This window comes from Pseudomonas sp. F2 (assembly GCF_057174385.1).
Genome location: NZ_CM169904.1, coordinates 4,857,428 through 4,871,065, shown reverse-complemented (window position 1 = coordinate 4,871,065; position 13,638 = coordinate 4,857,428). Strand labels below are relative to the sequence as shown.

At 61.0% G+C, this 13,638-nt stretch carries 14 protein-coding genes; 6 read left to right on the top strand and 8 right to left on the bottom strand.

Annotated elements, in window-relative coordinates; translation table 11 throughout:
- Position 1 precedes the first annotated feature (1 nt).
- On the bottom strand, positions 2-415 hold the full coding sequence (locus AC193Q_RS21985) for a rhodanese-like domain-containing protein (protein ID WP_041071418.1): 414 nt from the start codon (positions 413-415) through the stop codon (positions 2-4).
- Positions 416-568: 153 nt separating this feature from the next.
- Here AC193Q_RS21985 and gpmI point away from each other — a divergent pair, with 153 nt between their 5' ends.
- The 5 genes from gpmI (at position 569) to AC193Q_RS21960 (ending at position 7,173) form a co-directional block, all read left to right on the top strand.
- Positions 569-2,095 (top strand): 2,3-bisphosphoglycerate-independent phosphoglycerate mutase, encoded by a 1,527-nt coding sequence (gpmI, locus tag AC193Q_RS21980; RefSeq protein ID WP_095667777.1) that lies wholly within the window; start codon positions 569-571, stop codon positions 2,093-2,095.
- 252 nt (positions 2,096-2,347) lie between these two features.
- Positions 2,348-3,634 (top strand): murein hydrolase activator EnvC family protein, encoded by a 1,287-nt coding sequence (locus tag AC193Q_RS21975; protein WP_041071412.1) that lies wholly within the window; start codon positions 2,348-2,350, stop codon positions 3,632-3,634.
- A gap of 31 nt (positions 3,635-3,665) precedes the next feature.
- On the top strand, positions 3,666-4,985 hold the full coding sequence (locus AC193Q_RS21970) for a S41 family peptidase (RefSeq protein WP_041071409.1): 1,320 nt from the start codon (positions 3,666-3,668) through the stop codon (positions 4,983-4,985).
- A gap of 2 nt (positions 4,986-4,987) precedes the next feature.
- Positions 4,988-5,764: a divergent polysaccharide deacetylase family protein gene (locus AC193Q_RS21965; RefSeq protein ID WP_483878778.1), complete on the top strand. Its 777-nt coding sequence runs from the start codon at positions 4,988-4,990 to the stop codon at positions 5,762-5,764.
- A 113-nt stretch (positions 5,765-5,877) separates the two neighbouring features.
- A complete protein-coding gene (locus AC193Q_RS21960) occupies positions 5,878-7,173 on the top strand; it encodes a Vps62-related protein (RefSeq protein ID WP_483878777.1) in 1,296 nt (431 codons plus the stop codon).
- On the opposite strand, the gene AC193Q_RS21955 is transcribed toward AC193Q_RS21960, so the two are convergent.
- From AC193Q_RS21955 to AC193Q_RS21925, 7 genes are all read right to left on the bottom strand, one after another.
- Entirely contained in the window at positions 7,154-7,909 is a 756-nt protein-coding gene (locus AC193Q_RS21955) for a substrate-binding periplasmic protein (protein WP_047290851.1), read from the bottom strand. The two genes, AC193Q_RS21960 and AC193Q_RS21955, sit on opposite strands and share 20 nt — an antisense overlap.
- 73 nt (positions 7,910-7,982) lie before the next feature.
- Entirely contained in the window at positions 7,983-8,753 is a 771-nt protein-coding gene (gene hisF, locus AC193Q_RS21950) for an imidazole glycerol phosphate synthase subunit HisF (protein WP_007909211.1), read from the bottom strand.
- A gap of 9 nt (positions 8,754-8,762) precedes the next feature.
- Positions 8,763-9,500 (bottom strand): 1-(5-phosphoribosyl)-5-[(5-phosphoribosylamino)methylideneamino]imidazole-4-carboxamide isomerase, encoded by a 738-nt coding sequence (gene hisA, locus AC193Q_RS21945; protein WP_027611256.1) that lies wholly within the window; start codon positions 9,498-9,500, stop codon positions 8,763-8,765.
- A 42-nt stretch (positions 9,501-9,542) separates the two neighbouring features.
- Positions 9,543-9,803 (bottom strand): DUF2164 domain-containing protein, encoded by a 261-nt coding sequence (locus AC193Q_RS21940; RefSeq protein ID WP_041071393.1) that lies wholly within the window; start codon positions 9,801-9,803, stop codon positions 9,543-9,545.
- Positions 9,804-10,442: an imidazole glycerol phosphate synthase subunit HisH gene (hisH, locus tag AC193Q_RS21935; RefSeq protein WP_047290850.1), complete on the bottom strand. Its 639-nt coding sequence runs from the start codon at positions 10,440-10,442 to the stop codon at positions 9,804-9,806.
- Positions 10,442-11,035, bottom strand: a complete 594-nt coding sequence (hisB, locus tag AC193Q_RS21930) for an imidazoleglycerol-phosphate dehydratase HisB (protein ID WP_007909204.1) — start codon at positions 11,033-11,035, stop codon at positions 10,442-10,444. Before hisB ends, hisH begins: the two co-directional genes overlap by 1 nt.
- Before the next feature lie 271 nt (positions 11,036-11,306).
- Complete coding sequence (locus AC193Q_RS21925) at positions 11,307-12,971, bottom strand: MFS transporter (protein WP_476285553.1); 1,665 nt, start codon at positions 12,969-12,971, stop codon at positions 11,307-11,309.
- Between the two features lie 224 nt (positions 12,972-13,195).
- Between AC193Q_RS21925 and AC193Q_RS21920 the strand changes: the two genes are divergently transcribed.
- A complete protein-coding gene (locus AC193Q_RS21920; protein ID WP_483878776.1) occupies positions 13,196-13,600 on the top strand; it encodes an acetyl-CoA sensor PanZ family protein in 405 nt (134 codons plus the stop codon).
- The last annotated feature ends 38 nt before the right edge of the window (positions 13,601-13,638 follow it).

Here is a 13,638-nt window from a genome sequence, read left to right as displayed (position 1 = left end):
ATCACTTCACCAACGGCAGGTTGTCGCCTTTCCAGCTGGAGATCCCGCCGGACAGCTTGGCGGCGGTGAAGCCGGATTTCATCAGCTCGCGAGCGTGGGTACCAGCGGTCTGGCCCAGGGCGTCCACCAGAATGATGGTCTTGGCCTTGTGCTTTTCCAGCTCACCGGCACGCGCAGCCAGCTTGTCTTGAGGAATGTTGATCGCGCCAACGATATGACCGGCGGCGTAATCTTTCGCCGGACGGATGTCCACCACCACGCCTGCGTCCTTGTTGACCAATGCGGTCAGCTCGCCAGTGCTCAGGCTTTTACCGCCGCCCTGCATCGTGTGCGCCAGCAGCAGAGCCAGCAGTACGACGAAGATACCGACAAGAATGTAGTGGTTAGTGGCAAATTCAATCAGGTGAGCAACCATCGAAGGAGGTTCCAGGGCGTTAAAATGTCGGCCAGTATACACAGCCACTATGGTGGGCCAAACCCCGTCCGGCGGTGACGCCGCAGGAACTTCGCTTTAAACTGCCACTCCCTTTTCCATCGCCCTCTTCTTTATTAGCCACGAGTGGATTCCATGACTACCACGCCTAAACCTTTGGTCCTGATGATTCTCGACGGCTTCGGTCACAGTGACAGCCACGAATCCAATGCCGTGTATGCGGCGAAGAAGCCTGTGCTCGACCGTCTGTGGGCCACGGTGCCGAACGGCCTGATCTCGGGCAGCGGCATGGACGTCGGTCTGCCGGACGGCCAGATGGGCAACTCCGAAGTCGGCCACATGAACCTCGGCGCCGGGCGCGTGGTGTATCAGGACTTCACGCGAGTGACCAAAGCGATCCGCGACGGCGAGTTTTTCGAGAACCCGACCATCTGCGCCGCTGTGGATAAAGCCGTGGCCGCCGGCAAAGCCGTGCATTTCATGGGCCTGCTGTCCGATGGCGGCGTGCACAGCCACCAGGATCACTTGATCGCCATGGCCGAACTGGCATTCAAGCGCGGCGCCGAAAAAATCTACCTGCACGCCTTTCTTGATGGCCGCGACACGCCGCCAAAGAGCGCCGCTTCGTCGATCGAACTGCTCGATGCGACGTTCCAGGCGCTCGGCAAGGGGCGCATCGCCAGCCTCATCGGTCGCTACTACGCGATGGACCGTGACAACCGTTGGGACCGTGTATCACAGGCCTACAACCTGATCGTCGACGGCAACGCCGAATTCAACGCCGCCACTGCTCAGGAAGGCCTCGACGCTGCCTACGCCCGTGGCGAAAGCGACGAATTCGTCAAAGCCACCACCATCGGCGAGCCGGTCAAGGTTGAAGACGGCGACGCCGTGGTGTTCATGAACTTCCGCGCCGACCGCGCCCGCGAGCTGAGCCGCGTGTTCGTCGAAGACGATTTCAAGGAATTCGAGCGCGCGCGCCAGCCAAAAGTGCAGTACGTCGGCTTGACCCAATACGCGGCCAGCATCCCGGCCCCGGCCGCCTTCGCTCCGGGCAGCCTGGAAAATGTACTTGGCGACTACCTGGCAAAAAACGGCAAGACCCAGCTGCGCATCGCCGAAACCGAAAAATACGCACACGTCACTTTCTTCTTTTCCGGTGGCCGTGAAGAACCGTTCCCGGGTGAAGAGCGCATTCTGATCCCGTCGCCGAAAGTCGCCACCTACGACCTGCAGCCGGAAATGAGTGCGCCGGAAGTGACTGACCGTATCGTCGATGCGATCGAACACCAGCGTTACGACGTGATCGTGGTCAACTACGCCAATGGCGACATGGTCGGCCACAGCGGCGTGTTCGACGCTGCGGTGAAAGCCGTGGAATGCCTGGACACCTGCGTCGGGCGCATCGTCGAGGCGCTGGAAAAAGTCGGCGGCGAAGCGCTGATCACCGCTGACCACGGCAACGTCGAAAAAATGGCCGATGAAGAAACCCACCAGGCGCACACCGCGCACACCACCGAGCCTGTGCCGTTCATTTATGTCGGCAAGCGTGACCTCAAGGTCCGTGAAGGCGGCGTACTGGCGGACGTGGCTCCGACCATGCTGATGCTGCTGGGCCTGGAAAAACCGGCGGAGATGACGGGTACCTCGATTCTGGTGTAATTCGCCAGATCAAACACCGCCAAACCCTGTGGGAGCTGGCTTGCCAGCGATAGCAAACTGACAGCCAACAGCTATGTTGAATGTGCAGACGCCATCGCTGGCAAGCCAGCTCCCACAGTGGTTTATGGGGTTTTCGAAATGGAAATGGGCCTCTGCGCCGCTCCAGTTATCACACAAGCCCAATTGGGCGTTTTTTTTGCAGCCCCGGGCGGGCATACTAGGCCGTCCATTACCCTGGTGCCGCCCGCCTCTATGCTCCGCGTCCTGATCGCCCTCGCTCTGACCTGCCTGCTCCAACCGGCCTTCGCTGACGAGCGCGCGCAAACCCAACAGCAGTTGGATGCCACGCGTCAGGACATTGCCGAGCTGAAAAAGCTGCTGGGCAAGCTGCAGGAAGAAAAATCCGGTGTGCAGAAAGAGCTCAAGGGCACTGAAACCGAGATGGGCAAGCTCGAGAAACAGGTCGATGCCCTGCAGAAAGAGCTGAAGAAGAGCGAATCCGAGCTGCAGCGACTCGATGCGGAGAAAAAAAAACTCCAGAGCGCGCGCACTGAACAGCAGCGACTGATCGCCATCCAGGCCCGCGCGGCCTATCAGAACGGCCGTCAGGAATACCTCAAGCTGCTGCTCAACCAGCAGAATCCCGAGAAATTCGCCCGCACCCTCACCTATTACGATTACCTGAGCCAGGCCCGCCTGGAGCAGTTGAAGAACTTCAACGAAACCCTGCGCCAACTGGCCAATGTCGAAAAAGACATCGCCACGCAGCAGGCGCAATTGCTGGTGCAGAAAAGCAGCCTCGACAGCCAGCGCGACGAACTGGAAAAAGTCCGCAAGGAGCGCCAGCAAGTCCTCGCCAAGCTCAACGATGACGTGAAAGCCCGCGACCAGAAACTGGCCGCCCGCGAGCAAGATCAGGCAGACCTGTCTAAAGTCCTTAAAACCATTGAAGAAACCCTGGCCCGTCAGGCCCGTGAGGCAGAAGAAGCGCGGCAGAAAGCGCTGATCGCCCAGCAGGAAGCGGAAAAAAAGCGTTTGCGTGAGGCGCAGGCTGACACCAGCGACGCCCCACGAAAACCAGTCAAGTCAACGCCAGGCGCGCTGGTATCCAGCAGCGGCGAGACCTTCGGTGGCCCTTTTGCTGCAACCCGGGGAAAACTTCCGTGGCCGGTTGATGGTCGATTGCTGGCACGCTTCGGCGAAAGCCGTGGCGACGATGCCCGCACCAAGTGGGATGGCGTGATGATCAGCGCCGCCGCCGGCAGCCAGGTGCATGCCGTGCACGGCGGACGCGTGGTGTTCGCCGACTGGTTGCGCGGGGCCGGGCTGCTGGTGATCCTCGATCACGGCAATGGTTATCTGAGTCTTTACGGTCACAACCAGACGCTGCTCAAGTCGGCCGGTGACGTGGTAAAAGCCGGTGAGTCGATCTCCACTGTGGGTAACAGTGGCGGTCAGGACACACCAGCGCTGTATTTCGCAATTCGTCAGCAGGGTCACCCGAGTGATCCGGCGCAATGGTGTCACGCGCAAGGATAAGCGCGTCGCCTAATTCAGGAGTTCGTTCGACATGCTGCATTTGTCCCGCCTTACCTCGCTGGCCCTGACGATCGCCCTGGTGATCGGCGCGCCTCTGGCGTTCGCCGCTCAACCGGCCCCGGCCGTCGCACCGGCAGGCACTGCCGCGACCGCCAAGGCACCGTTGCCGCTGGAAGAGTTGCGCACCTTTGCCGAGGTGATGGACCGGATCAAGGCCGCCTATGTCGAGCCGGTGGACGACAAGACCCTTTTGGAAAACGCGATCAAGGGCATGCTCAGCAACCTCGATCCGCACTCCGCCTATCTCGGCCCTGAAGACTTCACCGAACTGCAGGAAAGCACCAGCGGCGAATTCGGCGGCCTGGGCATCGAAGTCGGCTCCGAAGACGGTTTCATCAAGGTCGTCTCGCCGATCGACGACACCCCGGCGTCGAAGGCCGGCATTCAGGCCGGGGACTTCATCGTCAAGATCAACGGCCAGCCGACCCGTGGCCAGACCATGACCGAAGCCGTGGACAAGATGCGCGGCAAGATCGGCCAGAAAATCACCCTGACTCTGGTGCGCGATGGCGGTACGCCGTTCGACGTGACGCTGGCCCGCGCCGTGATTCAAGTGAAGAGCGTCAAGGCGCAGCTGCTGGAGTCGGGCTACGGCTACATCCGCATCACCCAGTTCCAGGTCAAGACCGGCGAAGAGGTCTCCAAGGCCCTGGCCAAGCTGCGCAAGGATAACGGCAAGAAGCTCAACGGCATCATCCTCGACCTGCGCAACAACCCGGGCGGGGTGCTGCAGGCCGCCGTGGAAGTGGTCGACCATTTCATCAAGAAAGGCCTGATCGTCTACACCAAAGGCCGGATCGCCAACTCCGAACTGCGCTTCTCCGCCACGGGCAAGGACGAAAGCGAAGCGGTACCAATGGTCGTGCTGATCAACGGTGGCAGCGCCTCGGCTTCGGAAATTGTCGCCGGCGCCCTGCAGGACCAGAAACGCGCCGTGGTCATGGGCACCACCAGTTTCGGCAAAGGCTCGGTGCAGACCGTGCTGCCGCTGAACAACGACCGCGCATTGAAGATCACCACGGCACTGTACTTCACGCCGAACGGCCGCTCGATCCAGGCCCAGGGCATCGTCCCGGACATCGAAGTGCGCAAGGCCAAGATCACCAACGAAGCCGACGGCGACTACTTCAAGGAAGCCGACCTGCAAGGTCACCTGGGCAACGGCAACGGCGGCGCGGACAAGCCGACCGGTTCCGGTGCGAAGGCCAAGGCCATGCCGCAGGATGACGATTACCAGTTGGCCCAGGCGCTGAGCCTGCTCAAAGGGCTGAGCATCACGTCTGGCCGTTGAGGATGTCGTTGCGTTTCTTCTTCGTCCTGCTGTGCTGTCTGGCGGGTGCTGCTCACGCAGAACTCGCCAGGACCACCTCGCAAAAAGCCTACCTGACGCTGATCATCGACGACCTGGGGCAGAACCTGCCCCGGGATCGCCGCGTGCTGGCCCTGCCCGGCCCGGTGACCACAGCGATCATGCCCGACACCCCGCACGCTACCGAATTCGCCCGCGAAGCCCATCGCGCCGGCAAGATCGTGATTCTGCACATGCCGATGGACCCGGCCACCGGCCCTTACGCCTGGCATCCCGAACTGCCGCTCGAGGAACTGCAAAAGCGTCTCGACGCCGCCTTCAAAATGGTCCCCTACACCGCTGGCATCAACAACCACATGGGCAGTCGCATGACCGCTCAGCCGCTGGCGATGGCGTGGCTGATGGGTGAGTTGCAGCGCCGGCACAAGTTCTTCGTCGACAGCCGCACCAGTGCGCAGACCGTGGCGGCGCAACAGGCACAGAAGATCGATCTGGCGAGTGTTTCGCGGGATGTGTTCCTTGATGACGAGCGCACCGAAGCCGCCATCTTCACCCAACTGCAGACCGCCATCAGTCTGGCGCGCAAGCAGGGTTCGGCGGTGATGATCGGTCACCCGTATCCGCAGACCCTGGCCGTACTGGAACGTGAATTGCCGAAGCTCAAGGCACAAGGCATCGAGTGGATCGACATCAAGCAGATGATCAGCGTGCGCAGCAATCGCGCCACCGCCGCCCATGGCAAGGACGGCGTCTACCGTTGAACAGCCTCGCCCGCTATACATAATTACCGCCAAACGGCCCGCTAACGGCCGGATAGTGAGCCCTGCAACCGTGACGACTCTTCCCGAGTCGTCTTTCACTATCAGGGCTGATTATGAACACCGAAGACAAGGACGCAGGCGTCCCGCAACAGGCAAAACCGATCACGCTGGACAATCTGCTGATCAACTTCACGACTGATTTCCAGCGCATCTGGGACAGCAGCGGATCGAAAGCGGCACCCGGGAGCTTTTGGCGCCCGACCCCCTCTCCCGAGATGCTGCCGGGTTACTTTCCGTTAGGCGATGTCGTGGTGGGCAGCCACGACAACATCAACGCAAAACACATCGTGGCCGTTGTCAGCGAGCGCGAGACCGACCCGACAAAAGCCAGAGCCCTCAGCGCGCCCCTCGACTTTGAACAAGTCTGGAAGGATACCGGCTCGGGCGCCAAAACCAACTGCACGGTCTGGCGACCGCTGCCCCCGGCCGGCTACGTTGCCTTGGGCCAGGTTTGCTCCAGCGGCGACGACAAGCCACTGCTCAGTAGCGTGCGCTGCGTCCGGGCCGATCTGGTGATCGCTTCAACGGTCGGCAATATGCTCTGGAGCGACAAGGGCAGCGGTGCACGGCAAAGTTTCAGCGCCTGGAGCGTCACGCCGCCCAGCGCACCGCCGGGAGACATTCACTTCGCACCCGGCACCTTCGTTGCGGCAGACAGCTTCAACCGACCACAGGCCGAGGTCAGTGTCTTTGCCTTGCGGATGCAGATCGCGCCGCTGATCAAATCATCGCCAGTGTTGCCGGCGCTCCGCGCAGCGGACGCTCCGCAAACCAACGGAGCGGCCTCCCTCGCTCAAGTGGTGGAACTTCCGTGGTTCGTGGTCAAGGATGACCTGTCACCGCTCGAACAATTACGCAGCACGCCCTTCTATCGCCTGGAAAGAACCGACCAGTATTATCTGGTCGGGAGCGGACACAATACGGGCGACAAGGCGCGGGCATTCAAGTGGACTGCGCAACGGCTGCAGAATCCGAAGGTGCTGCGCCTGTTCACCCAGGTTACCGCCATCAGTTTTGTGAGCGCCTGGGCAACAAAGGGCGACGTCCATCCGTCACTGCCATTCTCGGCGAGACTCGACCGCCAGTTCACGCACTGCGAAACCTCAACCAGCGGCTGGCTGACACCGTTCATCAGCCACGTCCTCGCCATGGCCGACAAAGGCAAATTTGTCGCGGCTTATCAGCAGGAAAGCTTCTACGAGCTGCTTCGTGCAGATGGCTCGCAAGCGGGGATCAACCTTGGTTACACCCAGTTCGAGAGCCTGGAACTGCTGCAGTATCCGTCGCACGAATGCATCCATGAAGCCGCGGACAAAGCGTTGCCGACAGCTACAGATAGCGCCCCATGATTTCGTCGACCACACCGTCCTTGCGCATCTGATCCAGCGCCGCCTGCAGCCTGGCGACCGTTGCATCCGACACGTCCTTGTTCAGCGCCAGGTACAACTCGGCGCTGTTGAAGCGCAATACGGTCTTGAGACCGGTGACCCCGTCCTGCCGCGCCAGGTAACGCCCGGCAGGATCACCGGTGGCCCACAGGTCGATCTGGCCGTTGACCAGTTTCTTTGCGTTGTCCTGATCGCGCAGGACGACCACCGGCTTCAAGCCTTGCTTGGCCAGGGTCTCGGCAATTGCGTCGCCCTTGTAGGCACCGATCTTGTATTTGCGCGCATCGCTGAGGGTTTCGAGGGTGATCTTGCTGTCGGCCCGGGCCAACATGATCCAGTCGTCCGGACCGATCGGACCGACCCACTTGAACAGGTTTTCGCGATCCGGCAGGCGCGCCATCACGAAAGCACCGTAACCGGGATTTTCCAGTGCCAGTTTGTAGACCCGCTCCCACGGAAAGCGCAGCGTCAGGCTGTAGGTGAGCCCGGCACGCTTGAACATTTCACGCACGATGTCGGCGGCAATGCCGTTGATGTTCTCGCCCTTGGCGAAATTCTTGCCGTCTTTCGCCATGTTGTAGGGCGGAAAGTTTTCGGTGAGGAGCACCAGATCGGTGTCGGGACTGTTTTCGGCCCGCGCCGTGTTGAGCAACAACACAGAAGCACTGGCGAGAACAAGAAGCAGGCGTTTGATCATGTCGGGCTACCGGAATCCATGGCGTGCCCAAGAGTGCCTTGGGTACGCCATGCTGTCCACTGGCCTGTACGGTTTAGCGCATCACAATGCCGCGTTTGGCCATATACGCTTTCGCTTCCTGCACGGTGTATTCGCCGAAGTGGAAAATACTCGCCGCCAGCACCGCGCTGGCGTGGCCTTCGAGGATGCCGTCGGCCAGATGCTGCAGGTTGCCGACACCGCCGGAAGCGATCACCGGAATGCCCAGCGCATCGCTGATCGCGCGAGTCACGCCGAGGTCGAAGCCGTTTTTCATGCCGTCCTGATCCATGCTGGTCAGCAGGATCTCACCGGCACCGAGGCCTTCCATCTTCTTCGCCCACTCGACTGCATCGAGACCGGTCGGTTTGCGCCCGCCGTGGGTGAAGATTTCCCAACGCGGGGTTTCACCCGGGCCGGAGACCTTCTTCGCGTCGATAGCGACGACGATGCATTGCGAGCCGAAATGCTGCGCCGCTTCACCGACGAATTCCGGGTTGAACACCGCTGCGGTATTGATCGAGACCTTGTCCGCACCGGCGTTGAGCAGGTTGCGGATGTCCTGCACGGTGCGCACGCCGCCGCCCACGGTCAGCGGAATGAACACCTGGCTGGCCATGCGCTCGACGGTATGCAGCGTGGTGTCGCGGCCATCGACGCTGGCGGTGATGTCAAGAAAGGTAATCTCGTCAGCACCCTGCTCGTCATAACGACGGGCGATTTCCACCGGATCGCCGGCATCGCGGATGTTCTCGAACTTCACACCTTTGACGACCCGGCCGTTGTCCACGTCCAGGCAAGGGATGATGCGTTTGGCCAGCGCCATGGTCAGTCCTCAGCCTTGGTACGAATCGCAGAAAGCTTGCGCTTCGGCGACGTCGAGGGTGCCTTCGTAGATCGCCCGGCCAGTGATTGCGCCAATGATGCCCGGCGCCTTGGCGTCGAGCAGCGACTTGATGTCACCCAGATTGTGGATACCGCCGGAGGCAATCACCGGGATCTTCGTCGCAGCAGCCAGCGCAGCGGTGAACGGTACGTTGCAGCCCTGCATCATGCCGTCTTTGGCGATGTCGGTATAAACGATCGACGATACGCCGTCGGCTTCGAACTGCCTGGCCAGATCGATGACCTGCACGGTGCTGATTTCAGCCCAGCCATCGGTGGCGACGAAGCCGTCCTTGGCATCCAGACCGACGATGATCTTGCCCGGGAACGCACGGCAGGCTTCAGCGACGAACGCCGGATCCTTCACCGCTTTGGTGCCGATGATCACATAGCTCACGCCCGCCTTGACGTAGTGCTCGATGGTTTCCAGCGAGCGAATGCCGCCGCCGATCTGGATCGGCAGGTTCGGGTAGCGTTTGGCAATCGCGGTCACCACTTCGCCGTTGACCGGCTGACCTTCGAACGCGCCGTTCAGATCGACCAGATGCAGACGACGGCAACCGCCCTCCACCCACTTGGCAGCCATGCTCACCGGGTCCTCGGAGAACACTGTGGAATCTTCCATGCGGCCCTGGCGCAGACGTACGCAGGCACCGTCTTTAAGATCGATAGCGGGAATAATCAGCATCTGGCAAACCTTCAAATTTGAATGTTCAGCTTGGCTCGGAAATCAGTTTTTCTCGAGCGCCCACAGGTCGCTTTCGATGCTTTCAAACCGCTCTTTGAGGTGGGTCTGCACATCGAAAATCGCCCTGTTGTAATAGTGCGGAGCAATTTCGCGGGTAAACAGCTCAAGAATTTCCGCCGCTTCGAACGAACCCAGGTCGAGTTCGAACCGATCCTCCATGAACCGCTGAATCTTGCGATTGGCCTCGCTCTCCTGTTCGGGAGTGAGGGTCAGGATCGGCGGCTTGGATTTCCTGGCAGCCATTTACCAGCGACCGTCCCACGCGGCGAAGTTCTGCAGCAATTGCAGGCCATGGGTATGGCTCTTCTCCGGGTGGAACTGCACAGCGAAACGCGAGCCATCGGCCAGCGCGGCAGCGAAATCGATCCCGTAATGACCGCTACCGACTACCTGCCGCGCGTTGGCGGCGGCGATGTAGTAGCTGTGCACGAAGTAGAAACGCGCCATGTCCGGAATGTCGTGCCACAGCGGGTGGCTGACCTTCTGCTGCACCTCGTTCCAGCCCATGTGCGGGACTTTCAGATGCTCGCCGTCTTCATGCAGGTCTTTGCCGAAGAACTTAACCGCGCCCGGGAACAGGCCGATGCAGTCGACGCCGTCGTTCTCTTCGCTGCTGTCGAGCAGGGCTTGCATGCCGACACAGATGCCGAGGAACGGACGATCCTGGCTGACTTCACGCACCAGCGCGTCGAAACCGAGGCGACGGATCTCCGCCATGCAGTCGCGAATCGCGCCAACGCCCGGGAATACCACGCGGTCGGCTTCACGGATCACGTCCGCATCGCTGGTGATCAGCACCTTGCCGGCGCCCACGTGCTCGAGGGCCTTGGCCACCGAGTGCAGGTTGCCCATGCCGTAGTCGATAACTGCAACCGTCTGCATTACAGAACGCCTTTGGTCGATGGCATTTGCCCGGCCATGCGCTCATCCAGCTCGACGGCCATGCGCAGCGCGCGGCCGAATGCCTTGAACACGGTTTCGATCTGGTGGTGGGTATTGGTGCCACGCAGGTTGTCGATGTGCAGGCTGACCAGCGCGTGGTTGACGAAGCCCTGGAAGAATTCCTGGAACAGGTCGACGTCGAAGCCGCCCACGGTGGCGCGGGTGTACGGCACGTGCATCTGCAGGCCCGGGCGACCGGAGAAGTCGATCACCACGCGCGACAGCGCTTCATCGAGCGGCACGTAGGCGTGACCGTAGCGACGGATGCCTTTCTTGTCGCCGATGGCTTTGGCGAAGGCCTGGCCGAGGGTGATACCGACGTCTTCCACGGTATGGTGGTCGTCGATATGCAGATCGCCCTTGCATTCAATATCCAGGTCGATCAACCCGTGACGGGCGATCTGATCCAGCATGTGCTCAAGAAAAGGAACACCGATATCGAATCGGGCCTTTCCGGTGCCATCAAGGTTGATCGAGGCTTTGATCTGGGTTTCCAGAGTGTCGCGCTCGACAGACGCCTTACGTTCGGCCATCACCAGCTCCGCAAAATCATTGGGCGAAAAAGGCAGCCATTATAGGCACGCGGGGCCGAAACAGAAACACGCGACGTGATATGCCTGACGGACAGAAGGCCCGGCTGTCGCGGGTAGACATGTCCATACAAGCCATTACAGCCACCCCGAAAACAAATGTGGGAGCGAGCCTGCTCGCGAATGCGGTGAGTCAGCCAACACTCATGGCAACTGACCGTCCGTCTTCGCGAGCAGGCTCGCTCCCACAGGGGTACTGCGTTTTACCCATTACTTAGTGAAACAGTACCGCCGTCTTCTGCAGGGTCACCCACACACCCCACGCCAACGGAATGCCCACCACCAGCCACGCGGCGATTGCCAGCGGCTTGCTGCCCGGTGCGGCTTTCCACTCCAGCACGGTGCTCGCATCAGCCCCTTTGTCGTGGCCCAGCGCCTGTTCGGCGGCCAGTTCGGCGTCGGTCATGAAGTACTTGTCGGCCACCGGACGCACCATCAGGTTGCACAGGAAACCCAGCACCAGCAGGCCGGCGAGGATGTACAGGGTGATGTCGTAAGCGGCCGCGCGTTCAACGCCGATGCTCAACTGATACTCACGCAGGTAGTTCACCAGCACCGGACCGAGCACGCCGGCCGCAGCCCAGGCGGTCAGCAGGCGACCATGGATCGCACCGACCATTTGTGTGCCGAACAGGTCGGCCAGATACGCCGGAACGGTCGCAAAACCACCGCCGTACATCGACAGGATGATGCAGAACGCCGCCACGAACAGCGCTACGTTGCCCAGATGGCCCATGTTCGGGATCAGCGCGTACAGGGCAAAACCGAGGGCGAAGAACACGAAGTAAGTGTTTTTGCGACCCAGGTAGTCCGAGAACGAGGCCCAGAAGAAGCGGCCACCGATGTTGAACAGGCTCAGCAGACCTGTGAAGCCGGCAGCAATCGCGGCGATCGAAGCCAGTTGCCCGGCGTCCAGTTGACCAAACGGCACGTCAACGCCCAGCAGCTTGCCGCCGAACACCTCCTGCAGCAGTGGCGAGGCCATGCCGAGGATGCCGATACCGGCCGACACGTTCAGGCACAGCACCAGCCACACCAGACGGAACTGCGGGGTTTTCCACGCTACATTCACGTGGACGTGACGGTGAGTGATCATCGAGTTCGAGGCTTTTTTCGCCGGAGCGGTCCAGCCTTCAGGCTTCCACCCGGTTGGCGGCACGCGGTAGGCCAATGCGCCACCGATCATGAACACGAAGTAGATCGCGGCCATGGCCACGAAGCTCTGCCAGACGCCGACACCGGCAGGCGAAGCGAAGTGGCTCATCAGCGCAGTCGCCAACGGTGCACCGACCATCGCGCCGCCGCCGAAGCCCATGATCGCCATGCCGGTCGCCATGCCGCGCTTGTCCGGGAACCACTTGATCAGGGTCGAGACCGGCGAGATATAGCCCAGGCCCAGACCGATACCGCCGATCACGCCGGAGCCGATCCACATCAGCCAGATCTGGTGGGTATAAATCCCCAGTGCCGAGATCAGCAGACCGCCGCACCAGCACAGCGCCGAAACCACACCGGCCTTGCGTGGCCCGGCGTGTTCCAGCCAGCCCCCCCAGATCGCGGCCGAGCAGCCGAGGAAGATAAAGAACAGGGTGTAGATCCAGCCGAGCATGGAGATCGGCCAGTCGCATTGCGAAGAGAAGACCTGAGCGATGAAGCTCATGTCCGGTGCGCAAGCCACCGGAGCGGTGACGCCCAGCGCCTTGGACAGCGGCAACCAGAACACCGAGAAACCGTAGGCCATGCCGATGCACAGGTGAATGGCCAAAGCGGCCGGTGGAACCAGCCAACGGTTGAAACCGGGCTTGGCGATAATGCGTTCCTTGGACAGGAACGCAGGCTGGTCGGCGCGAAGGCCGTCCGCCGTGATGCTCGTGCTCATTGTGTATCCCCCAATTATTAGTATGGTTCGCCAGCCACTGCTCACCCTCGGCCTTTATGCACGCAGGCATGACCGTTTTTTCGGGTGAAGCTCCTTGAAGGCGCGACGTTAAGTCGCAGAAGGACGGACGAACCGGCGAAGGTTACCATTTGCACGTGACAGAAAAACCAAACTGATATCACCTTTTTCATGTCATCTGATCTCGTCCCCCACAGGAAAAAGCCATGCCGATCGTTGTCCAAGCGCTGCACGATGCCAGTTACCAGGATCAACAGGATCTGCAGAAAATCTATCGGGACGCCCCGCAATGGCTGTTCGCACCGTATTCCGGGGACGCTCAACTGATCGAAAACAGCCTGGCTGACAGCTCTTTGATTGCAGGACGTTTCAATGATCGCCTGCTGGGCGCAGCTCGCCTGACAAGGCACGACCGGGTTTGGTATTTGTCACATTTGTGTGTACGAAAAGTCACCCGGCGCCGTGGGGTGGCCGAGCGTCTGGTGAACCAAGCGCAGAAAATGGCGTCGCAAGCGGGTGCACAACTGCGCCTGCGGGCACCGGCCGGGCGTCTTGAAATCCAGGCGCTGGCCATCAAATTGCAAGTGCCGCTGGACGTCCTCGCGACATGACTGCGCCCCGAACCGGGCGGATCCAGCGCTATACTCCC